The sequence below is a fragment of the Nostoc sp. genome (assembly GCF_036917195.1).
Classification (GTDB): Bacteria; Cyanobacteriota; Cyanobacteriia; order Cyanobacteriales; family Nostocaceae; genus Nostoc.
This window is the reverse complement of sequence record NZ_JBALDG010000020.1, coordinates 119,169-142,935: the sequence shown is the minus strand read 5'-3', so window position 1 is coordinate 142,935 and position 23,767 is coordinate 119,169. Positions and strand designations below refer to the sequence as shown.

Genomic DNA, 23,767 nt, shown 5'->3' with positions numbered 1-23,767 from the left:
AATAACTAATGCCCTGTTTGGCCAATGTAACGATTTGTCTAGCAGTTTTAGAGCGGATTTAGCATTTATGTAACATTAAATGAACGATAAAGATAAAGGAATTGATTCATGCCCTATACAAACGAAGAAGGCGGCCTTCTGAATAATTTTGCCCGGGAACCAAAGATTTATCAAGCAGAACCTCCCACGGAAGGGCAAAAGCGAACTTATATCTTACTAGCAATCACCGCTACAGTTTTGGTTGGCGGCTTGGTTTCAGTCGCCTTCTTTGTTTCTCAGAGCAGTTGAGCATTAAACATTTTAATAAAAATTTGATCTTCTTTATAGTTTTTCAGGTTCCGATTTTAAGAGGGACCTGCTTTTTTATTTTTGTTAAAATTGAATTAGCAATTAAAGTATAATTGTATACTTTTTTCTTTTTATGGACCTGAAGGCTCAATTTATTCAAAGCCGCATAACATCCACTTAAAAACCATTTTCATTATGAGTTTAGCCCACTTGGATGCACCCGTAAAGCTGATATATACTGTGTTTTGGCTCTTTAGCCGCTATGAGCGTGAATGATCCTGCACACAACAATAATTCTACTTGGAATCGGCAAGTATACCACCGCCTGAAACTTGCCCTAAGTCTTGGCTTACGACGACAATTTTTTTTAGCGGTATGTGATGATTTACACTTAAGAAATCAGGTAGCAGCGCGTTTGCACTCTACATTGGCTTATCCTGTTGGACAGGTACTATATCAGCCATCAAATTCTCATGAAAATAGCACTTCAGCTTATCCGCGATTAGTCACATTGCGTTTGAATTTAAACGATCCCAATCCTATAATCCAGATAAATCAATGGTTGGCTAATTATCCACCGCCAATTGTTGGGGCATCAAAAGATACCCCAAGAAGACCTTTTCCAGTCCCAGCATTTCAGATTGTAGGTGTGGAGCATCTCACCAAGCAATCAGTAGCAACACAACGATTATTTTTGCACTATCTCCGCTTAAGCGAAGAATATTTCTCTACACAAGAATCCAGCCGATTCCTAGAATCTAACTTGCTGTTGTGGATACCGCGTCCTTGGTTATCTGCTATCAAGCAATCAGCACCACAGTTTTGGCGTTGCCGGACTGGCGTATTTGTGTTTGCTGGAGAACCCACACCAGCGACTCAGAATTTGGGCTATCCAGAAAGTTTTTCACGTTCTGGAAGCTTGGATTTAGGGAATATTGAGCAATCGATTCTAGATGAATCAGTTAACCAAGCGGAACTCAAAACCGCAGCCACCGAGTTAAAGTTTGAGAATAATTCTGATTTTCCAGCAGAGATACAAAGGAATGGCGTATATAAAACTCAGGAAGTTTCGCCGTCAACAGCAGATTTATTGAAGGCTGCACCACAACAGCAGGAATCTACTAATAGGTCTGGTAGTGGGAGTAATAATCAATCACTGTCGTCTTTATCTTATATTAGCAGCGAGTTAACGGAGCTAATAATAGCAACAATAAACACCAGTATTTTTCAAAATACGGAGGATTACTTACAACTGCAACAGATTTTGTTGGAGATTGAAGAATTACACCGAAAGCAAGTTCCAGGTGAGGCACTGGCAGAAGCTTATCATCGCTTGGGCACCTTATACCGCCTTCGCATTGAGCAAGGAGAGTCAACCCTAGAAAACCTGATGGTGGCAATTATTGCCTATCAGGAGGCAATTAGCTATGACGAAACCTCACCGCAACTCCCAGATATCTTGAATGACTTGGGTACACTTTACTGGATGCTTTACCGCACACCACCCAATTCTGAGGAAGGACAAACTTATATAGAGCAGGCAATAGAATTTTATCAGTTGGCGTTAAATATGATTTCGCCCCAGACACATCCGGAAACTTACGCTCGCGTGCAAAATAATCTGGGGACAGCCTATGGTGATTTAGCTCGTTTTTCTCACCCATCTGAAAATTGGCAGCAGGCAATTTTAGCTTACAGTGAAGCACTTAGCTACCGTACAGCCGATATGGACTCCTTAAAGTATGCGGCTTGCCAGAACAATTTGGGTACTGCTTACTGGCATCTAGGGCAATACAATCAACCGATTATACATTTAAAGAAAGCGATCGCAGCTTACAACGAAGCACTTGTACACTACAACCCTGAACAGGAACCGCTCAAGTATGGTATGATTCAAAACAACATCGGTACTGCCTGTTGGAATTTGGCACAATATGAACAACCAGCCCAAAATCTCCAGCTAGCGATAGATGTCTATAGCGAAGCTCTTAAGTATCGCACTCCAGCTAATGTTCCTAGTGCTTGCGCCGCTACACAAAATAATCTCGGTACTGCCTACTGGCATCTAGCAAACCTATCTCAGACAACTAAAGAGGCACGGCAAAAGTATCTACAACTATGTATCAGCGCTTACGAAGAGGCTATAGCCTTGGCTCACTCACTTAGTAGTACTTCTTTAAGTTTTGATTTGCTTGCCTCTTATAATAACCTGGGACTGGCACATTATCAGCTAGTAATAGATAAGTCTTTTAATGGCGACAAAGCAACACGTTCTCAACACTTAGAAGTAGCATTAGATAACCATTTGCAAGCCTTAAACGGATTAAGTAAACAACCAGAGGCTTATCAAACAACCTTCACTTATGTAGTGAAAACTATTCGTGCTTTTCATAATGAATTAGGGATACAGGGACAAAATCTGGCTTTATCTAAAGTTCCTAGTCAGTTGTTGCCAGAGATTTTATCAAAGTTATAAAGCAGATGCTGAAAACCCTTGAGGATGAACCTGATTAGCGTCCCAATAGGCAGCGAGTGTCAAAAAAGAGTAGCTTGATATCAACTTGATGATTAATCAGCGAACCAAGTAAGATAGCGATCCCTAACAGTTTTACTAATTACAAAGTGCTAAAATATTTTCACAGTTCATAAAGTAAGCTTAATATATATATTTTCTTGAATAAGATATATAAATATATAAAAATATAAAAATTTTAGAAAAACTCCAATAAAATATTGGCGTATTTTCCGTAAATTTACTACCCTAGACTGGAAACCTAGTTAAGAAAATCTCCAAAATGAGAATTTAAACCTAAGTTATGAAACTAAATTTGGTTTTTGCGACTACTATATCTAGTTTTTTTGTGAGTGCGACCACAGGATTTGGTTTCTCTGGTCAAGCACATGCTGTGACTTTTTCTGGTATCTCTAGTGGCATATGGGAAAACCCTACTCCAGAAAGTATAGATACCAAACCAATATACACAGGTGTGGGAAGCAACACATTTATTTGGGGTGATCCTAATGTGTGTCCAGCAAGTTCAAATACTCCTAGTGGGTGTACAATAACAGGCTCAAATAAACTTATCTTAGATGGAAGTTCATTTTCAACTGACATTAACTCTGCATTCAAAATAGCTGATTTAACTTACTTTAACGGAACAGTACTCAAAGGTACAAGCGTTGGATTTGTACCTTTAAATCTTAATTTATCCTTCAACCCTCCCACTGGAATCAGCGAAGTTTTTGACTTCAACTTGGGTCTAATAAATACACCTAATGACCCAACAAATGCAGAAGATAATGCAGACTATGTATTTATAGACACAAATTTGAGTAATCGCAGTTTCACCTTTGAAGGCAATAAATACACGCTTGAGCTAACTGGATTTAGTCCAGACATTCCCCAGATAAGTATTAATGCTCTTGAAGGAGCGACAACTAGAACAGCTATTTATGCCAAATTCAAAAGCATACCCGAACCTCCGCTAGTAGCGGGTCTATTCCTGTTAGGGATATATATGATATCTCAGAAAAAATTCTTGGAGAAGAAATATTAAGAGCTTTGGTGGTTAGAACAGCTGCTCCTATTCGCCCTTAAGGATGTAATTTCACTAGGGAATTTTCCGACTCCAATATGAGTGTTTATAGCGGTTCTCGTACCCTGTGGGAAGCCCTACGAACGGTACGCCAGTTGTACTCAAGTCTGTTAACCTGCTCATACAACTGGTTCTAGTATTCCACGCAATTGAGAACTGCTACATACTCCATATTTCATACTTGTTGATGGCAAGTGAATAAATTTTAACCCAGCACAAGAATTGCTGCGATCGCATCAAAAATTGATAGCACTAACCCTTTCAAGGTGACTCGTAAAATAAGATTGTTTTTTCTCACCACTCTCAGCGCCTCTGCGGTTAATGTCCAAGTGATTGCTTCCAGAAGCCGGCTAGCTGGGAATTATTTTAGCTGATCGCTTTTTGTAGATAATAAAAAATTAAAACCCGTCAGCGCGGGTTTCGTTTTTATGGTTGTCCGACTTTGAGTCGCCAAGACATAATTTTAGTTTGGCTAGTTGCGATCGCTTGACCTTGACCGAGGTATCAACAATCCAATATATGTACCAACAGCAAATTTTGTTAAATCGAGAAATGGAGGGCGACTCTTTTCGTCGATAACTGCAAGAGTGAGAGAACCAATAACCATAATCAGCGTTACAACAGCCAGCACTTCATCTCTTGAAGGAAATTTCTTGGATAACATTTACCGACTCCCAAATCGTTTGAATCACTACATTCTTAGCTTTACAGGCGGGTGGTTGTTGTAGGCTTAAATACAGGCTTGGGATATGAATGACTTGTGTATGCGATGAGGATGAGTTGCCAAATTAACAGTTAGAATCAGCAAAAGTGTAGTGGCTAGCTTATGTCCGGGCGATCGCTTTGCAGTTCTCCAGAAGGTATCCAAAAAGCAAATAGAGCTTTGATCCGCTGTTCCTTAACTCAAAAAGCATTAGCTGAAGATTTAGGAATTACTCGACAGCCGATCGGAAAGTTCTTTACAGGTAAACCTGTTGACCGCAATCTCTTTGTCCAGATTTGCGACAGGCTAGACCTAGAGTGGGAAGAAATAGTTGCTGAACCAGTCAGTGAACCAGAGGTAAATCAGGATAACAGCATTGATATTGATGCGATCGTGCAAGGGGTACGCGAAAAGATAAAGCCCCTGATTCAAGAGCGCTGCGGCACAATGCGGGTGCTAGATATGACTCAACCCATCAGGTTGAATGACATTTATACCAGCGTCAATATATTGGAGAAAATCACCGGACAGCGGCGGTTAGGAATTGATGAATTATTACAACACTGTAGTAGTCAGGATTTTGACCTCTTTGGACTTAACAGAATTACTGAAAAACGACTGTCAGGGCTGGAAGCAGTTGAGAAATATTCCAAGCTGATGATATTGGGTAAACCAGGAGCAGGTAAAACCACATTTCTGAAGTATTTAGCGATTCAGTGTATTAGAGGTGAGTTTCAGGCTGAACGTGTTCCGATTTTTGTTACCCTCAAAAACTTTGCGGAAGCTGCAAACAAACCTGGATTATTGCAACACATCACTGAAGATACGATGAATCCTATCTCTTCTATCCGAGATGTACTAACTTATGGCAAGGCATTAGTTTTACTCGATGGGTTGGATGAAGTTAGAGAAGAGGATAGTAACCGTGTATTAAAGGAAATTCGTGAGTTTTCCGATCGTTTCCCAAACAATCAGTTTGTCATGACCTGCCGGATTGCAGCAAAGGAGTATACCTTTGATAAGTTCACAGATGTGGAAGTTGCTGATTTTGACAATTACCAAATTTTTAATTTTACCAATAAATGGTTTAAGGATAAAGCTGTAAAACCAGAGACTTTTATCAAACGTCTCGAAGAAAATAACCGCATCAAAGAACTTGCAGCAAGTCCACTGCTACTGACGTTACTTTGTTTAGCATTTGAAGAGTCAGGGGATTTTCCTGCAAATCGTTCTGAGTTATATAAAGAAGGACTAGATGCGTTATTGAAAAAATGGGATGCCAAGCGGGGAATTCAACGCGATCAGATTTACAAAAAGCTATCAGTTCAACGCAAAGAAGATTTACTCAGCAAAATGGCGTTGACTACCTTTGAGAGGAGTGAATATTTCTTCAAGCAGAAAGTAGCAGAACAATACATTACAGAATACATCCGCAATTTACCCGATGCTAATACTGACGAAGAAGCATTGCAACTTGACAGTGAGGAAGTTTTGCGTTCAATTGAACATCATCATGGACTAGTTGTAGCAAGGGCAAAAGGGATTTACTCATTTTCTCACCTCACATTTCATGAGTATTTTACAGCTAGAGAATTTGTGGTTGTAAGACAGTCATCAGAGGAAGCATTGCAAAATATTGTTAGCCACATCACTGAGAAACGCTGGCGGGAAGTCTTTTTACTTGCGGTTGGGATGTCTCCAAGTGCAGATCGGTTATTGCTGTTGATCAAAGAGAAAATTGATTTTATAGTGGCTGATGATCAGAGGTTGCAGGAGTTTCTTCTGTGGGTAAGAGAAAAATCTCTTTCCGTTAAAGTTTCTTACAAACCAGCAGCACTTAGGGCCCTTTACCTCGAACTCTCCCTCGACCTCTCTCTTGACCGATCCTTGTTGCAATCCTTCTTGCGATCCTTCTTGCGATCCCTCCCCCGATCGCTCTACCTAGACCTCCCCCGATCGCTCGACCTCGACCTCGAGCGATCGCTCGACCGATCGCTCGACCTCGACCGATCGCTCGGCCTCGACCTCTCCCTCTCCATCTTGCTCTCCTTCTCCTTTGACCTCGACCTCGACCTCGACCTCTCCGTCTCCGTCTCCTTCGACCTCGACCTCGACCTCAACCCAGAACTCAAGAATTTGCTGCAAAAACTTCGAGAGCAACTACCAAGCGGACAAGACTCGAAAGAATTTGAGAAATGGTGGTTAGCTAATGGAAAGGCTTGGCGTGAAGAATTAAGACTACTAATGATTAAAGATCGCAATATCGGTCATGATTGGCAGTTCAGTAACGAGCAAAAGGAATTGCTTCAGCAGTATTATGATGCCAATAAATTAGTGGTAGATTGCCTAAATAGCGATTGTTATGTCAGCCGTGAAATTCGACAGCAAATAGAAGATACCTTGCTATTACCGATCGCAGAGATTAAACAGCGTCAGCAGCAATCTTAAATACACATATAGCAGATAGTTGATCTTTCAGTCCCACAGGTAAATCATTCGTTAAGAAAACGAAAATATTTTCCAAGTCCTAGCAAATCAATCTAGAATAAAAGTAAGAGTTCGCAGTTAGCCACATTCGCCTCTATTCAATGGCTTAGATATGTGGACATAAGTAATAAAACAGCATTTGGGAACAAGATGATACTCGTTTTGCGTCCGATGAATGTCTCGCCTCTGATTTTAGTGACGCACATTAGCAGGATACAAATTCTGAGGAGCGATGTCTACGATGGGCTATTTGGCGTCGCGATCGCACAGACTCCTCATCATAATAAGTACTTTGATCTTCGGAATACGCCTATAGACAGGTTTAAAAACAGTCAGAAACAAACTCAGTGAATCACCGTCATTACATACATCACATACACAAAGGACAACCCTCTTATGACTCGCCTATATCAATGGAAATCTGGAACTGCTGCACTTATGGCAATAGCAGTTACTACAAGCGTCATTAGCCCTCTATTGGGCTTTGCTCCTGCTAATGCACAATACAGACTTGGGCAATATAGAACTGGGCAATACGGAAACGTTACCATTCCTTCTGGGGTTGCTTTTCCTGTCACCTACGAAAAAGAGACAATTACTATTGCTCCTGGGGAAAGTAAATCTCTAACCTTGAGAATAGCCAATGACATTCTCGACAGAAATAGAAATGTCTTAATTCCTGCCGGTACTAAAGTAAATGGACGGCTAGAACCTGTTGACTTAGATAATTATTCTAGAGATACAGATGATAACCAAGGAAAAGGCGTGCGGTTTATAGCTCAAGAATTAGAATTTTCCAATGGTCAGCGTCAGTCAATTAATGCAAGTTCTCGGACATATACTACAACTCAAAGAGTTTCACGAGGACCAAACACAAATCAGGTTTTAACAGATGCAGCTATTGGTGGAGGAGCTGGTGTTTTAGGTTCACTAATTACTGGTAACAACAGAATTGACGATTTAAAACCTGTTCTCGGCGCAGCTGCGGGTGCGGGTGCGAGTGTCCTGTTGCGGAAAAAACAAGTAAATGCTTTTGTCCTCAGACCCGCAGAGGATTTGAGGCTCACACTGAATTCTAACTTGAATTTAGTACCACAATCCCGCTACTAAATTTAACTCAATTCAAATCGTGACTTTAATCACCCCTGATAGGCGATCGCTACTTTAACTATAGTGGGCGATCGCATTCATTTTTAACTATAAAAAATTTTATTTAACAGCAACTCTTCAACCTCTATATCGTCTTAATCAGTATCAATATTTATTGGAATACTTATTTTATTGTGCTATAGGAGGAGCTAGGAAAGTCGGCTCTATTGTATTTTCTATTCAAAAGAGTATTCCAAATTACAGAATATCCTGATATTTTTGTTCAGTAGTGGCGATAAAGGAGCCTTTTCCTGTGGTAATTTCAGGTTTCAGTTTAAGCACATATCTTGCAATTCCCCTGCTATTAAGTCTTTTGGCTGGGGCAGAAAGGATAAAAGTATCTTTAGTTGAAAATGCCCATCAAGTATCCACTAAGAAAGAAATCATCCTAGCCAACCACGAACTAATCAGCACTCAGGCGACTCCGAAAACATATTATGTTAGTGGTAGGGGAGACGACAAAAATAGTGGACTCTCTACTTCATCCGCCTTTAGGACAATTCAAAAGGCAGCAGATTTAACTAACCCTGGCGATACAGTATTGATTATGAACGGAGTATATACAAATTTAGCCAAAGCTCCGAGTGTAGTAAGTATTAAACGTTCTGGAACCGCAAAAGCATGGATTAAGTATAAAGCATATCCTGGTCATTTCCCAAAAATTAAACACAATACATGGAACGGTATCCTGATTTCAAGTACAGCTTCATATATCGAGATCAACAGGCTGGAGGTCATAGGAAACAATGCCAATATAACCCTTGATTATGCATTAAGTCAAAAGACTAACAGATCAAATCCGCTTACAAACGGAAACTGCATAAACATGGACGGACGAGCCAATGGTCATGTTCATCATATCCGTATTCTAAACAACAAAGTGCATGACTGTGGAGGAGGAGGTATCGGAGCATTGCAGTCTGATTATGTGAAGGTGGATAATAACACTGTGTTCAATAATGGCTGGTATAGTGTTTATGGTTGCAGTGGCATTTCGCTGGGAAGCAATTGGAATTCTGACACCAACCGAGGATACAAGATGTTCGTGACCAACAACAAAGTATATAACAATCGCATGTACATCCCTTGGATTGCGGTGGGAAAGATCACAGATGGTAATGGCATTATTATCGATACTTCCAGAAATGATCAGAACCCAAATTTGGATGCATATATAGGACGTACTTTAATTCAAAACAATTTGACATTTAATAATGGTGGTTCAGGGATTCATACATTTTTAAGTGAGCATGTTGATATCGTCAATAACACAGCTGTTTTAAATAATCAGAGTCCAGAAATTAAAGATGGGCAAATATTTGGCAATGTGTCATCTGATGTCAGAATTTTAAGGAACATTCTCTATGCTTATCCTGGCAAGAATATTAACGGTAATAATAAAAATAAAAACGTGATTTATGATTATAATATCTACATCAATAGTTCTGAGGTAAGTGTTAAAGGACCTCACGATATTGTTGCAGACTCCGAGTTTTTAAGTAAGCATTCTACTCTAGAAAAAATATCTGACGATTGGAAATCGCGGTTAGATAAACAAAATCCGCCAACGCAAACTTATGTAGAGCCTAAATCGGCAGGTTTCGTTTGTGGGCAAGTGACTTATCGTTTGCAAGGTAAACTCATCAAAGTGGGATGCTCCCCGCTATCTTTGGCTCAAACTACTTTTTCTGATGTTTCATCTAGCTATTGGGCGGCACAATTTATTCAACAATTATCTCAACTAGGTGTAATTGCCGGATTTCCTGATGGTAGCTTCCGCCCTGAAGAAGCGGTGACACGCGCTCAATTTGCGGCGATGGTCAACAAAGCCTTCCAAAAAACACAGCAACGGCAGATAATCAATTTTACTGATGTGCCCAGCAACTATTGGGCATCCAGTGCAATAGAGCAAGCCTACACCATTGGTTTCTTATCTGGTTATCCTGGAAATCGCTTTGAACCTAACCAAGCTATTCCCCGCCAGCAGGTTTTAGTTTCTTTGGCTAACGGTCTGGAATATAGTCCCAGCGGCAATACTGAAAGCACTCTGCAATACTTCAACGATGCCTCTAACATCGCTAGCTATGCCCGTAGGCCGATCGCCGCAGCAACACAGAAGCAAATTGTGGTGAACTATCCGAATGTGAAGTTCCTGAATCCAACTGCAACCGCCACTCGCGCCCAGGTAGCAGCTTTTATTTACCAAGCATTGGTTAGTTCTAATCAAGCCTCAGCAATTAACTCACCTTATGTGGTGTCAAATCTCAGCAATTAACTCGCCCTATGTCGTGGCTGTCGAGTCTACTATCCCAACACCTGTATCAGTCATATTTCCCTAAGGGACTGCTATTGTCCTTAGAACTGCACAGGAATTTAAGGCTCACACTAAATTAAAGTTAGAATTTAGTACCACAATCCCGCTATTAGATTTAACTCAATTCAAGTCGTGACTTTAATCACCCCTGATAGGCGATCGCCACCTCAACTATAGTGGGCGATCGCCTTCATTTTTAACTATAAAAATTTTTATTGAACAGCAACCATTCTATCTCTATATCGTCTTAATCAGTATCGATATTTATTGGAATACTTATTTAATTGCGCTAAGAATTAATTAGGTGATTACACTATTTCTATTGCTTACTTCCTTTAATATAGGACTTACGCAAAAATCCCCAAAAAGCTTAATTTATCGAACCGCCAAGATGCCAATAACGCCATCGCGCAGCGTCTCGTAGAGAAGAATCGTAGAGTGTGCGTAAGTCCTATAATAGAGACTTTTAACTTATAACTATATGACTAAAGTAATGGTTTTTACAAAAAGCAGAAATAATAAGGAACTCAATACTTCAGTAAATTGTCTAATTAGTTAACAGTAAAAAAACTAATTGTGCTGGAGTTAAAAATTAATGTTTACTTTAAATCGTTGGCAATCTAGAACAGCTGCACTCATGGCTTTAAGCGTCACAGTGGGTACTGTAGCGCCTTTGATTACGGCTTCGCCATCTTTAGCTCAAACTACTTTTTCTGATGTTTCATCTAACTATTGGGCGGCACAATTTATTCAACAATTGTCACAGCGAGGTGTAATTGCCGGATTTCCTGATGGTAGCTTCCACCCTGAAGAAGCGGTGACACGCGCTCAATTTGCGGCGATGGTCAACAAAGCCTTCCAAAAAACACAACAACGGCAGACAATCAATTTTACTGATGTGCCAAGCAACTATTGGGCATCCAATGCAATAGAGCAAGCCTACACCATTGGTTTCTTATCTGGTTATCCTGGAAATCGCTTTGAACCTAACCAAGCTATTCCCCGCCAGCAGGTTTTAGTTTCTTTGGCTAACGGTCTGGAATATAGTCCCAGCGGCAATACTGAAAGCACTCTGCAATACTTCAACGATGCCTCTAACATCGCTAGCTATGCCCGTAGGCCGATCGCCGCAGCAACACAGAAGCAAATTGTGGTGAACTATCCGAATGTGAAGTTCCTGAATCCAACTGCAACCGCCACTCGCGCCCAGGTAGCAGCTTTTATTTACCAAGCATTGGTTAGTTCTAATCAAGTCTCAGCAATTAATTCACCTTATGTCGTGGCTGTCGGATCTACTACCCCAACACCTGTATCAGTCACAATTGCCCAAGGGACTGCTATTCCTGTGAAGTATGACAAGGCAGAAAAAATTCTGGTTACAAAGGATGAAACAGCGCCTTTGACATTGACTGTATCCCAAAACGTGGTTACGCAAGACGGATCTGTAGTGATTCCTGCTAGTAGTCAAGTTATTGGTCAACTTAAACCTGCTACAGGCGGTTCTCAATTCGTTGCCCAAAAACTGGTTTTGACCAATGGTCAGGAGTATCAGCTTAACGCTACTTCTGAAGTGATTACCAAAACTGAAACCGTCAAGAAGGGTATTAGTACTGGTTCAATTATCAAGAATACTGTATTGGGCGCAGGTGCAGCAACTGCGATATCAGCTGTCACTGGCGATCGCGCCATTGCCACAGAAGAAGTCTTGGGTGGCGCTGGTATCGGTGCGTTGGTTGGTCTGTTCTTCGGTAAGAAGAGTGTTGACTTAATCGCCATTGACCCAAATACCGATTTACAAATGACTATCAATCAAAACTTGTTGGTTTCACTTAGATAGTCAGGAGTGAGGAGTTATGAATAATAAGTTATGAGCGATCAGTGGTGAATTGAAACGACTTTTTAATTGAAAACTCCCAACTCCTGTACAGACGCGATTAATCGCGTCTCTACTCCTTACTCCCAACTCCTAACTTTTAGTTTTCAACTTCCGGTAACCAAATAATAAACGTAGTCCCCGGCGCATCGGACGAAGTAAGCTTAGAGTTGATTGCAGGGCTGAAAACCTCGATTTCGCCTTGCATTTGCTCTATTAATTGTTTAGCGATCGCTAACCCCAAACCTGTGCCGGGAATTTCTGTTTGCGCTTGTACACCCCGATAATGCCGTTCTCCAAGATGCTCTAAATCTTCGGGTGGAATGCCAGGCCCGTTGTCACTGATCACAATTCCCTGAAAATTAGCTTTTTTTTGCCCCGCCTGAATCAAAATTTTGCCCCCAGTAGGAGTATATTTTAAAGCATTATCGATGATGTTAGTTAAGACCTCTCGTAATGCTTTGATGTTGGCACGAACTAGAGGTGAATTCTGTTGAATTTCAGTTATTAGTTTTAGCTTTCGCTCTTGGGCGATTGCTTTAGCTGATATTAATAATGGTTCCAATATATTTGCTAACGAGCAGTCAACTGCTTTATCTCCCGTTCCCGGCAATAATAGCGGCGGTTTAGCGGATTTTTGGATAGTTGCTTCTACAAATACTTTATCTTCTGCCAGATGTAGTGGTGCTAAATCTGCCTCTGTCAAGTCAATTACTTGCTCAAATTGTTGCAGCAATTCTTGGAGGCGATCGCTTTCCCGCACAATACTATTTGCCACATCTCGGTTGGCATCTGCTGGCCGGAACCGTTTCAATAACAGTTTGCCAAAAGTCCGCAACGCCGTTAAAGGGTTGCGAAACTGATGCAATAGGTTATCCAGTAAATCCCGCTGTTTTTCTTGGAGAATTTGTTGCTCATGCAACTGTTGCTCAAACCATGCCCGCCGTTGATCTAAAATACAAGCGATCGCCAGTGTTTGAGCTATCCGTTGAATCTGACTTTCCTCGTGTTCATTCCATGCTCGGTCTTGCCTACCCGTCACCAGTAACCCCATCATCACACCCTCATAAACCAGAGGTAAAACAATTTGATTACCACTAAGTAGGTATTCTTCTTTTAAATGGGGTTGAGATGCGTCTGCTCTCTCAGACTCCTGTGACGAGGTTGGAGATTCTGCTCCTGCTGTCAATAACCTTCTGTGATCATTGGGTAATATAAACACATTTCCAACTTGAAGTTGCTTGTGTACTGTTGCTTCAGCAGTCTCTTCCCCTGGCGGTAATAATGCTGTTTCTGGGTAAATTACCACAGGAATCAGTTTGGCCTCACCTGAGGGAGTCTCTACCAATTCTTGTGTGAGGTACACAATACTTAAAGTTGCTCCCAGCCCTTGGGTTAGCAGCGCTATTTGCTCCCGACACAGAGCCAGAAAATCGGAACTGGCAGACATTAACATTTTTTAGCTCTTGCTCAAGATTACAGATTTTGAGGCATGATGTTAAGAGAGGATACTTAGTTTTTACCTCATTCATTTTATAAAGCTTAACTAAAATCTTCTTAGTGATGGTTACTACCAAGGGATTATATCCTTAGGTGGTTTTGTTTTCTCTATCTTCAAAGATATTAATTTTCTTGCATTAAAAGGTTAAAAACTATTGATATTTTGAACTAGAACTTATATAATGACGACGGATTTTGTAGCTATCACTACAATCTATAGCTTGAAAGAGGAGGACAATAGATTGGCAAGGAGACGCAAAAGGAAAAGTCGTCGTCGTCAGGAAGGACGGCGGATTTTGGAACATGTGCCTCAATATAGCATCGAAAGTGGCGAAGAAAAACCTGTGACAGCAGCGAGAAGATTCATTCAAGCTGAAGGTATTTTGCCACCGGCATTGCTACTCGTAAAGCGAAACGAACACACCACAGACCGTTATTTCTGGGCAGAAAAGGGACTCTTTGGTGCTCAATACGTAGAGGAAAATCATTTCTTGTTTCCTAGCTTAAGGGTGTTAGAACCTTCGCCAGGTCAAGAACCTCTTGCTTTAGCTAGTCGGTGAACCAGAAATGGTCATCTTACCCATTGAATGTGGCTCCTAACTATCATTAACTGGCAAAATTGCTAAGTTTATGCAAAATTTAATTTTTTTTTAGTTTGGAGCTGATTTGCTTTTTAAGGCTAGTCCAAGTAGTTGGAAAGTCAACTCGTCTCAAACCACGCTAGATTGCATGGCTTGATGCTAGTGTCATGATGCAGAAGGGAGTGGGTATAGAGCCAAGCGCGTCCAAAAGCGCTAGTGAAGTTGCGCTCTTATGCCGTAAATTGTTAAGGAAGCTCTGTCAACAAATTTAAGTTAATGAATTTAAATTTTTCCCTACGACACAAGTCGTGGGGAAAACTGACAAAGCAGAAGTCTTGATTTCCTCCTGACAACTTTCCATTGCCTAAAGAGTAGGTTAGGTAAAAAGTCTGCATATCATAGTTAAGAGATGGTCACCCAAACCAACAATTATTCACCAGCCTTGAGCTGTAGAGTTCTCTGTAACTCACTGAGTTCATCACGATGGGCAACTACAGTGATCTTACTTGAGGAGGTTTGTTCGCTCTGAGTTGTTTCTACTTTGAGTGACACCTTCTCAAGTCTTCCAGATTTTTTCCAATAAAATAGACCACTTAAAGGCGACAGCAGTACCATAGCCAGAACAAGGGTACTGAGGTTAGGAAAAAGCAGGGAAACGACTAGTGATAGACAAACAATACCAGTCGCTGCCAGCAGAGTTAAAAATATAGCTAAGAACCAACTGGGGCGAACAAAACCTTCAAAAGTCACTTTGTTTTGTTCTCGGTCTACCGCTGCCACTTGGTAAGACCGTGAGCGAAAATACTCTTTTAATTGAGACATTAAAGCAGCTTCGTCTTGTTGAGATACCAGTTGCGCTGTTTCTATGCGGTCTTTAGTCGAGGCACGAATAAAGAAAAACAGCCCAACCGATAACAACAAGGTAAGCAGGAATGTAGATGGCAGAATAGCAGTATCCATAACTAATTGTTAGTGTTTGACTACGAATTTTAGATAAAAGATTTTAGATAAAAGATTTTTTGGTTCATGCCCCGCCCTGCACTTCGTGCCGCTGCGCGTAGCTTGCTTCTCCCTAGGAGTACGTAGGCGGAACAAATCCAAAATTATCAATTTAAAATCCTCAAGCCCCATACCCTTGTGGTCGGGGTCAGCACTGAGCAAAGCCGAAGTGTCAATCCAAAATCGGAAATCCAAAATCCAAAATTGATTGACTGGAGGAGACTTATTCATTATCAATTATTCGTTACTTTGTCCTTTTGTTGATGTAGTCTTGCCAAAGAATTGCTAAATCTTGTGCTTGAACTTGCCATCCTGGAAAAACTTGGTACATCCGCCTGGGGCGTCCTCGTCCTTCGAGTTTTTTCCAATATCCAGTGATTGCCTTTTGGTCTTCCAGAAATTTGATTGCACTATAAAGTACGGTATCCGAAAGCCTATAGGTGGGATATTCAGTTTCTAATCGCTCAATCAACTCAGTTCCGTAGGATTCACCTTGTAACAAAACAGACAGTATGTAACAAACTGCTACTTCCTGACAAAGGTAAGTTGGCGGAGGATTCTCAAAGAATTGATATATATCCTCAAGTTTCATGGTTAGTGAATGGCTAAAAAAATGCCTTAGGGTAAGGTCTACAATCCTTGTAGTCAGTATACAGTGCTACTGCTAAGTGAGTAATATATATAAAGCTACTTAGACTAGATATCCATTGCGTAAACACCAAATGATTACCCACGCCTGTGAAGTTGTGGGACGAGTTTGCGAGTTTTAGGGGCACAAAATACTGTACCCCTACCCAAGCTCGATCCGGTGTGGTGAGGAGCAAATAGACAGTGGCGAAGTCACTACCTTGGTGTTAAGTGATGCCAGGCTGGTTAGAACTGCTTAAGCAATAAAATGCCATCGAAGAAATTTTACAGGTAAAATGCTATTTTGTCTGTAAAACTTAATAAACACTTTGTTTTACAGTGATTTTCCCAATGCAGATTCTAAAAGCTTAAGCTAAGTCATATGTCTGGGTTAAAGCTGCTACGCCTGTGGACACACCTAAGCATTAACTATTTCTGATTTTCTCAACAAGAGAATCTCTTGTCTTATTTGGCAAGTGTGATAGTAAATTTATCAAAGAAGACGCAAAGATTAGCAAAGGGAGAGACGCAAAGTGCGATACCTCTCAACAAGGCTTTGCGTGTTCCCGGGGAGTTCTGAGCTAAGGCTTTTAAATCAGACTTCTCTCCGTGTTTTTGTGTCCTTTGAAAGCGCCCAGCACATTGGTGAACAGTATGTCACAGACTCCCGATGCTCCATCATCTTCCTCAACTCTCCGGGCGATTGCCCAAACCTTTCGTTTTACAGGTTGGATTAGCTTCTGGATTCAGCTAGTACTAGGCGTTGTTTCTAGCATAATTGTGCTGTTGTTCGCCATCTTTAATCAAAGAACTGGCAGTCCTACTAATAATCCTGGGACTGGCTTTGGCGTATTTTTAGCAATTTGTGGACTGGTTATTTTGGCTGGGGGCATTTATTTAGCTTACCGTTACACTAGAATTGGCAAGCAATTGGAATCCTCTAATCCCAGCAACCGCCCTCGCAAAAGCGAGACTGTGCAAGTATTACGCTTAGGGCTGTGGGTGAATTTAGGGGGAACCCTGGTAACTCTTTTAGGGGCGCAAGCAATCGTTGGGACACTGGTAGCAAGATCCATATCTCCCCAAGCTATAACTACGCAATTTTTTGACCCCACCCGGATTATTAGCGGTCTAGATATGCTTGTGGTGCAGGCAAACACCAACACTGTCTCAGCACATTTTGCAGGGCTTATTGCGTCACTTTGGCTACTCAATCGGATTAACCGACCCTAATATGAGTCCTAAGTGCTGAGTTTTCAGGAGTCAAAAGAAATTAATCATACTTTTCCGAAACGGACAAAACTGGGTGTGAAGACAACTACATAATCCTTATAATCCTTCATTAAATTTGATTAGTTGGTTTGTCATCAAAATGCTGTTGTAGAGACGCGAAATTTCACGTCTCTACAAGCCTCTAGTAGGTGATGCCAAAACTAGCACAGGGATGATAAGTACCTTTTTTGGAAGTCTGATACCATGAAAAATCAATTTGACACTATGAGAAATCAACCAGCACAGAAATTTAATCAAGACGTATGGAGATTTGGCGTACAGGTTTTCTTTAGTAGCATCGTGTTGGGGCTGTGCATTTTCAAGCTAGGCTCACCAGGGGACGAAAAGAATATTGCGCTTTACTGGGGTGGTTTATCAGGTGTGCTTGCATACTGGTTACCTTCACCTGGACAAAATAGAGACGATAAAGAACCAGCGAATATCACTCAAAGGACGTTTGCAGCCGCTGATAACAATAATGGTAATGGTCAGAGTCTTGCTCAGGTTACTGAAACGACAGTAACTCAAGATCAGAATTCATGATTAGTCAAATGCATTATATGGTTTCTTAGCCCTAGCAGTGATGCTAGGGTAAAATCTTGATTAGAGATTGAGACTAATTTTTCCAATAAACTTTGTTTTTCCAGTTACAGCAAAGCAAATTTACTATATGCTAAATGCTTATATGTTAACTGTATCGACAGGAAGAATTTAGGCTAAAAACTGAGAAAAATCTGTGCTGGATATTAAGCAAATACGGGAAAATCCACAATTAGTTCAAGAACGATTGAACAGTCGTAATGGTAAATACGACATTGAACCGATTTTACAATTAGATCGGCAACAACGGCAACTAGAGGGGAGGCGCAGTCAACTCCAAGCCCGTAGCAACGAAATCGGTAAAATTGTCGGGCAGAAGATTAAATCTGGGATCAATCCTCAAGACCCAGAAATTCAAGTTTTGCGGGATGAAGGTAACTCTGTCAAAACTACATTGAGCGAACTGGAACCCCAGGAAAAAAACCTCAAAGCTGAAATTGCCCAACTTGTATTGGCACTTCCCAACTTACCAAGCGACTCTACACCCCTTGGAAAGAATGAAGAAGATAACATAGAAGTGCGCCGTTGGGGTGATGAGTACATTCCCCAAAATCTGAATATTCTCCCTCACTGGGAAATAGGCGAAAAGCTAGGTATTCTCAATGTTGAACGGGCTGTAAAAGTTGCCCAAAGTCGCTTTGTGACATTGATAGGCGCTGGTGCGGCATTGGAGAGGGCATTAATTCAATTTATGCTTACTCTGCATACTCAAGCAGGGTATGTGGAAGTCAGTCCGCCGCTGTTAGTGAATACCGAGTCTTTAACGGCGACTGGTCAGTTACCCAAGTTTGCTGAAGAAAGCTTTAAATGTGCTGATGACGACTTGTGGCTGATTCCCACGGCAGAGGTTCCAGTTACAAATCTCTACCGGGGTGAAATTCTCGCTGCGGAAGACTTACCTATTTACCACTGTGCTTTTACTCCCTGTTTTCGCCGCGAAGCTGGTAGTTATGGGCGCGATATGCGGGGATTAATTCGCCTGCATCAATTTAACAAGGTGGAAATGGTGAAATTTGTCGAACCCAGTACGTCTTTTGATGAACTGGAGAAATTGGTGGGGAATGCAGAAGCAATTTTACAGGCGTTGCAGTTGCCTTACCGAGTCGTAAATTTAAGTACTGGGGATTTGGGATTTGCCTCGACCAAAACTTATGATTTAGAGGTTTGGCTGCCCTCTTCTGGCAAATACCGCGAAATTTCTAGCTGTTCCAATACTATAGATTTCCAGGCGCGACGGGCTGATATTCGCTTCAAGGAGGCGGGGAAGAAAGGTACTCAGTTCGTACATACCCTCAATGGTTCGGGTTTGGCTGTGGGAAGGACGATGGCAGCAATTTTGGAGAATTATCAACAACCTGATGGGACGGTGAGGATACCAGAAGCGCTGCAACCTTACTTTCAGCAGGGTGAAAAGTTGGGTTTTCCATCGCTGTCAAGTTTACAAAGAGTTCAAAAGTCAACAGTTGTACGGCAAATTTCGCAACCAGTCTTACCAGAACGTATTTCAAAGCCAACAATACAATTCCAGTACCGTTATATTGTTGATTTGCTGTTTTGGCTTCCAATCGCCTCTTATGTTGTATGGGTAATACTATCGTTGTTGTTTTAACAGAAAAACCAATCTGACCAAAACTTACGATTTGGAGTACATAGACAGTTAGGGTGCGTTACGCTGTCGCTAATGCACCCTATTAGCTTTAGATGTTAGAACCAGGGATGAAATATGCCCTATACCCAATGACGCCACTTGCTTCTCAAGACAGGAGACGCTCTTGCTAGCAAGATCCCCTACGGGGTACAAGCCGGAGAACCCGGACAACGCAGTGGCTCCCCAATGCCCAATGCCAAATGCCCAATTAGAATGGATATAACTATAGCTTAATATCTTCACTAATTTACTCTATGTCAGTTTTAGCAGCGATCGCAGTCTTGGCTGTTCTGATCTTGGTACACGAGTTGGGACATTTTGTTGCAGCCCGTTCTCAAGGCATTCTGGTTAACCGTTTTTCTTTGGGTTTTGGCCCAGTTCTTTTAAAGTACCAAGGTTCACAAACCGAATATGCTGTTCGCGCCTTTCCCTTGGGCGGCTTTGTGGGCTTTCCCGATGATGACCCCGATAGCGATGTTCCACCCAATGACCCGAATCTGCTGCGTAACCGTCCAGTATTAGACCGGGCGATCGTCATCAGTGCCGGAGTGATCGCAAATTTAATATTTGCCTATTTGGTGCTGGTTCTGCAATTGGGTATTGTCGGTATTCCCAAGGAATTAAACTATCAAGCTGGTGTCCTTGTACAACCTGTTAATCAAGAATCTGTTGCCTATCAAGCAGGAATTCGGGAAGGAGATATTATTCTGGCTGTTAATGGTCAGGAACTCCCGGCTTCTGATAAGTCAACGGCTTTGCTGACGAAAGAAATTCAAACTCATCCTAATCAGCAAATCGAACTGAAAATTCAACGTGAAAACCAACAACAATCCCTGAAATTAACACCAAAACTGGGAACTGATGGCAAAGGTGTAGTTGGTGTGGCACTTAGCCCAAATGCTACAGCAGTTTATCGCCGTCCTAATAGTCCTTTTGAAATTTTCGGCATTGCTGCTAACAGGTTTCAACAATTATTTGTTGGGACACTTAGTGGTTTTGGACAGTTAATTACCAACTTTCAACAAACTGCTGGACAAGTTTCTGGCCCAGTTAATATTGTCAAAATAGGTGCAAAATTAGCTGAAGACAATAGCGTAAACTTGTTATCTTTTGCCGCAATTATCAGCATTAACTTGGCTATTATCAACATTTTGCCTTTACCAGCCTTAGATGGTGGACAACTCGCTTTTCTGCTGATTGAAGGTTTGCGCGGTAAGCCTGTACCGTCCCGTATTCAAGAAGGTGTAATGCAAACTGGTCTCGTGCTACTCTTAGGATTAGGAATTTTTCTGATAGTCAAAGAAACTACTCAATTAACTAGCCAATTGGAGTGGGTACAAAAATTGTTCCAGTGAGTATCACCCGCAAATCGTTATCTAAAAAGCAACGATCGCTAGAAATTTTAGCTCGCCTGAAGCGTCTTTATCCAGATGCTACTTGCTCTTTGAATTACTCAACACCAGTACAATTGTTAGTGGCAACGATTCTCTCTGCTCAGTGTACTGATGAGCGGGTGAATAAAGTGACACCAGCTTTATTTAGTAAGTTTCCTGATGCTGCTAGTTTAGCGATCGCTGACTTGGTAGAATTAGAAAGCTTGGTGCGTTCAACTGGGTTTTATCGCAATAAAGCCAAGAACATTCAAGCCGCCTGTCGGATGATTGTCACTGAGTTTAACTCTGTTGTCCCCAACCAAATGGAACAGTTGTTAAAGCTTCCAGGTGTGGCGCGGAAGACAGCAAATGTAGTTCTGGCTCATGCTTATGGCATTAATGCTGGGGTGACGGTAGATACTCACGTCAAGCGGCTGTGTGAGCGTTTGGGTTTAACTGAAGCAAAAGACCCAGTTCGGATTGAGCAAGACTTAATCGGGTTATTACCGCAATCAGATTGGGAAAATTGGTCAATTGGGCTGGTTTATCACGGTCGTGCGATTTGCAAAGCCCGCTCTCCTGCCTGCATGGCTTGTGAGCTTGCTGATTTATGCCCTGCTGCGAATAAACCAGTGGTTGTAGGGTAGTTTTCAGTGCGTAATTTCTGTCTCTTCGTCCCGTGTCCCCATGTCCGTCAATTTCAGCTTGACAGACCAGTAGGCAACACAAAAACCCTAGAATTGATAGAGAGACTGTAAAATGGAAAATGCTGTCTTTTAATCAATTAAAAATTGTATGGCAAAAAAGAGCTTGATTGAGCGCGAGAAAAAGCGTACCAAGTTGATAGAAAAGTATGCTGACAAGCGGGAAGCTCTTCTGGAAGAGTTCAGAAGTGCAGAATCTCCCTTGGATAAGCTGGAAATCCACCGGAGGATTCAACAGCTACCCCGGAATAGTGCGCCCAGCCGCCACCGCAACCGTTGCTGGTTGACTGGTCGTTCTAGAGGTGTTTACCGCGATTTCGGACTGTCTCGGAATGTGCTGCGGGAATGGGCGCATGAAGGTCTTTTGCCTGGAGTTGTTAAGTCTAGTTGGTAGTCAACAGTCATTAGTCATTGGTAAATAACAAAGGACTAATGACAAATGACAAAAATTATTGACCACAACATTTATCAATTCCCAGACTTTCTAAGAGTAGATCGCTGACGGCGTTGGCGATCGCAAACTCTCCATAGAAGCTATTGGAAAAATCATACGACTGCATCTCTGTGACAATGGCAATTACCAGAGAACCAAGGTCGTTTTCTCCTTCCATCCGTTGACGCACAAAAATCTGTGCGGCTCGTTGGGCAATATTTTGGTTGACTGCTTCGGGAATAAATTCTGTATCTAGCCACCGCTGTAAACGCTCTCGTAACCATTCACCTTCAAGCAGCGGATTTTCAGGCGGTGGTAGGGTGATGGGTGGAATTGGTTGAGTCATTTTTTTTATCTTAAACGTAAAGGGAAGCGGAGGGAAACCTAGAGGAACGCTGAGGTTGACTGTTAGCATCAAATTGCGTTTCTAAGAGTATTTTTTTATATTTATTTATGCAATATGATATCGCCGCTATTGTTGAGGGCTATGCACAAGGCTATTTTCTCATGGCTGATGAGCGCGATCGCCTGAATTGGTACGGAAGTCGCGATCGGACTTTTATTCCTTTGGATGAGCGGTTTCGCTACCCCAAGTCTTTGCAGCGTGTCATCAATCAGGAGCGTTTTAGTGTGGCGATTAATCGGGACTTCCAAGCTGTGGTGGCTGGATGTGCTAACCGCGAAACAACTTGGATTTCACCAGAATTACAAAAGATTTACTGGCTACTTTACCAAAATGGTTATGCTTATAGTTTTGAAACTTGGCAAGGTGACGAATTAGCTGGGGGAATTTTAGGGATTGTTATTGGCGGTGCTTTCATTGGAGAGTCGATGTTTTACCGCATTACTGAAGGTTCGAAGGTAGCGATGGTGAAGTTGGTGGAAAGATTGCGTCAGAGGAAATTTGTGTTTTTTGATGCCCAAATGATGAATCCTCACTTGGAGAGGTTTGGTGCTTATCGGGTTGAGGATGAAGAATATCAAACTTTACTTAAACAAGCGTTGCAATGTCGCTCAAACTTAATATAAAGCTTGAAAAGATTATAAATAATTTATACCCAAATAAGTTTAGCGGTGTGGTAGCAAAAGTACGAAGTTGGGAACAATAAGCTGTAGCTAAAGTGCTTGAGTGTCAACTGTTATGATTCAAATCATGGTAGGGTGGGTCAAAAATTTATTCAACTATTCCAAGGTAGAGGAGTTCACCCTAGTAGAGGAGGTAACGCCCAGTCGGATGGGGTTTCATTTCGAGCATGATGAACTCAAACGTTTAATGGTAAGGCTAAAAGGTTTTGAGACAGTTGAATTCACTGATGCATATGGTACACCACTCACTCCAGAGGGTATTGATAAGCGTTTTGGCAAAGATGGCGGAATTGACTGCATCATCCATATTATTGCCCCCAGTGAAAAAGGTGCAAAGAACGTAGCAACAAGGATTAGAAAAATCTTTGTCAAAGGTGACTATTGATGGCTCAACACAAAATTGCTGTAGAGTTTAAGGATCGACACCTTACCCGGCCAATGCTAGATCAGATCGTTGGCGCTCAACTCCGCGCTGTCCCGGATGCAACTGAAATCATCGTTCGGTGTCGTTCTGCTGCGAAAACAGCATATGAG

At 41.7% G+C, this 23,767-nt stretch carries 20 protein-coding genes and 2 pseudogenes; 17 read left to right on the top strand and 5 right to left on the bottom strand.

What is annotated here, in order from left to right:
* Positions 1–108 precede the first annotated feature (108 nt).
* The 3 genes from V7K40_RS06685 (at position 109) to V7K40_RS06675 (ending at position 3,845) form a co-directional block, all read left to right on the top strand.
* A complete protein-coding gene (locus V7K40_RS06685) occupies positions 109–288 on the top strand; it encodes a ssl1498 family light-harvesting-like protein (protein ID WP_273762042.1) in 180 nt (59 codons plus the stop codon).
* Between the two features lie 262 nt (positions 289–550).
* Complete coding sequence (locus V7K40_RS06680) at positions 551–2,764, top strand: tetratricopeptide repeat protein (protein WP_334957885.1); 2,214 nt, start codon at positions 551–553, stop codon at positions 2,762–2,764.
* Between the two features lie 340 nt (positions 2,765–3,104).
* Positions 3,105–3,845, top strand: a complete 741-nt coding sequence (locus V7K40_RS06675) for a choice-of-anchor K domain-containing protein (protein ID WP_334957883.1) — start codon at positions 3,105–3,107, stop codon at positions 3,843–3,845.
* A gap of 511 nt (positions 3,846–4,356) precedes the next feature.
* On the opposite strand, the gene V7K40_RS06670 is transcribed toward V7K40_RS06675, so the two are convergent.
* Positions 4,357–4,548 (bottom strand): hypothetical protein, encoded by a 192-nt coding sequence (locus tag V7K40_RS06670; protein ID WP_334957881.1) that lies wholly within the window; start codon positions 4,546–4,548, stop codon positions 4,357–4,359.
* A 162-nt stretch (positions 4,549–4,710) separates the two neighbouring features.
* Between V7K40_RS06670 and V7K40_RS06665 the strand changes: the two genes are divergently transcribed.
* From V7K40_RS06665 to V7K40_RS06645, 5 genes and pseudogenes are all read left to right on the top strand, one after another.
* Complete coding sequence (locus V7K40_RS06665) at positions 4,711–7,035, top strand: NACHT domain-containing NTPase (RefSeq protein WP_334957879.1); 2,325 nt, start codon at positions 4,711–4,713, stop codon at positions 7,033–7,035.
* Positions 7,036–7,224: 189 nt separating this feature from the next.
* Entirely contained in the window at positions 7,225–7,425 is a 201-nt protein-coding gene (locus V7K40_RS06660; RefSeq protein ID WP_334957877.1) for a hypothetical protein, read from the top strand.
* A gap of 45 nt (positions 7,426–7,470) precedes the next feature.
* Positions 7,471–8,184 (top strand): conjugal transfer protein TrbI, encoded by a 714-nt coding sequence (locus V7K40_RS06655; protein ID WP_334957875.1) that lies wholly within the window; start codon positions 7,471–7,473, stop codon positions 8,182–8,184.
* 1,654 nt (positions 8,185–9,838) lie between these two features.
* Positions 9,839–10,559: pseudogene (locus tag V7K40_RS06650) on the top strand (S-layer homology domain-containing protein); the annotation flags it as partial.
* 573 nt (positions 10,560–11,132) lie between these two features.
* The gene (locus tag V7K40_RS06645; protein ID WP_334957873.1) at positions 11,133–12,374 is read left to right on the top strand and encodes an S-layer homology domain-containing protein; all 1,242 of its coding nucleotides are present in this window, start codon (positions 11,133–11,135) and stop codon (positions 12,372–12,374) included.
* Positions 12,375–12,510: 136 nt separating this feature from the next.
* Here the strand turns inward: V7K40_RS06645 and V7K40_RS06640 are convergent, their stop codons facing one another.
* The gene (locus V7K40_RS06640; protein ID WP_334957871.1) at positions 12,511–13,866 is read right to left on the bottom strand and encodes an ATP-binding protein; all 1,356 of its coding nucleotides are present in this window, start codon (positions 13,864–13,866) and stop codon (positions 12,511–12,513) included.
* A gap of 286 nt (positions 13,867–14,152) precedes the next feature.
* Here V7K40_RS06640 and V7K40_RS06635 point away from each other — a divergent pair, with 286 nt between their 5' ends.
* Entirely contained in the window at positions 14,153–14,470 is a 318-nt protein-coding gene (locus V7K40_RS06635; RefSeq protein ID WP_041566316.1) for a DUF3155 domain-containing protein, read from the top strand.
* A gap of 450 nt (positions 14,471–14,920) precedes the next feature.
* On the opposite strand, the gene V7K40_RS06630 is transcribed toward V7K40_RS06635, so the two are convergent.
* Together V7K40_RS06630 and V7K40_RS06625 are read right to left on the bottom strand one after the other, a co-directional pair.
* On the bottom strand, positions 14,921–15,451 hold the full coding sequence (locus V7K40_RS06630) for a cofactor assembly of complex C subunit B (protein ID WP_334957869.1): 531 nt from the start codon (positions 15,449–15,451) through the stop codon (positions 14,921–14,923).
* 283 nt (positions 15,452–15,734) lie between these two features.
* Positions 15,735–16,082, bottom strand: coding sequence for a PadR family transcriptional regulator (locus V7K40_RS06625; RefSeq protein ID WP_334957867.1), 348 nt, complete (start codon positions 16,080–16,082; stop codon positions 15,735–15,737).
* Between the two features lie 689 nt (positions 16,083–16,771).
* On the opposite strand from V7K40_RS06625, the gene V7K40_RS06620 reads away from it, so the two are divergent.
* The 6 genes and pseudogenes from V7K40_RS06620 to rpsN all read left to right on the top strand — a co-directional run bounded on the left by V7K40_RS06620 (position 16,772) and on the right by rpsN (position 22,108).
* Positions 16,772–17,350: a DUF3611 family protein gene (locus V7K40_RS06620; protein WP_334957865.1), complete on the top strand. Its 579-nt coding sequence runs from the start codon at positions 16,772–16,774 to the stop codon at positions 17,348–17,350.
* Positions 17,351–17,593: 243 nt separating this feature from the next.
* Positions 17,594–17,932: a hypothetical protein gene (locus V7K40_RS06615; RefSeq protein ID WP_334957863.1), complete on the top strand. Its 339-nt coding sequence runs from the start codon at positions 17,594–17,596 to the stop codon at positions 17,930–17,932.
* A gap of 193 nt (positions 17,933–18,125) precedes the next feature.
* Positions 18,126–19,385: pseudogene (gene serS, locus V7K40_RS06610) on the top strand (serine--tRNA ligase); the annotation flags it as partial.
* Between the two features lie 506 nt (positions 19,386–19,891).
* A complete protein-coding gene (gene rseP, locus V7K40_RS06605) occupies positions 19,892–20,992 on the top strand; it encodes an RIP metalloprotease RseP (protein WP_334957861.1) in 1,101 nt (366 codons plus the stop codon).
* Positions 20,968–21,657 (top strand): endonuclease III, encoded by a 690-nt coding sequence (gene nth / locus V7K40_RS06600; protein WP_334957858.1) that lies wholly within the window; start codon positions 20,968–20,970, stop codon positions 21,655–21,657. The genes rseP and nth overlap by 25 nt, the downstream gene beginning before the upstream one ends.
* Before the next feature lie 148 nt (positions 21,658–21,805).
* The gene (gene rpsN / locus V7K40_RS06595; protein WP_334957856.1) at positions 21,806–22,108 is read left to right on the top strand and encodes a 30S ribosomal protein S14; all 303 of its coding nucleotides are present in this window, start codon (positions 21,806–21,808) and stop codon (positions 22,106–22,108) included.
* Between the two features lie 55 nt (positions 22,109–22,163).
* On the opposite strand, the gene V7K40_RS06590 is transcribed toward rpsN, so the two are convergent.
* Positions 22,164–22,493, bottom strand: a complete 330-nt coding sequence (locus tag V7K40_RS06590; RefSeq protein WP_012410384.1) for a hypothetical protein — start codon at positions 22,491–22,493, stop codon at positions 22,164–22,166.
* A gap of 107 nt (positions 22,494–22,600) precedes the next feature.
* Between V7K40_RS06590 and aat the strand changes: the two genes are divergently transcribed.
* Together aat and V7K40_RS06580 are read left to right on the top strand one after the other, a co-directional pair.
* The gene (gene aat / locus V7K40_RS06585) at positions 22,601–23,176 is read left to right on the top strand and encodes a leucyl/phenylalanyl-tRNA--protein transferase (protein WP_334957853.1); all 576 of its coding nucleotides are present in this window, start codon (positions 22,601–22,603) and stop codon (positions 23,174–23,176) included.
* A gap of 100 nt (positions 23,177–23,276) precedes the next feature.
* Positions 23,277–23,618 carry a hypothetical protein gene (locus V7K40_RS06580; protein ID WP_334957851.1) on the top strand — a complete coding sequence of 114 codons (342 nt, stop codon included), beginning with the start codon at positions 23,277–23,279 and terminating at the stop codon, positions 23,616–23,618.
* The last annotated feature ends 149 nt before the right edge of the window (positions 23,619–23,767 follow it).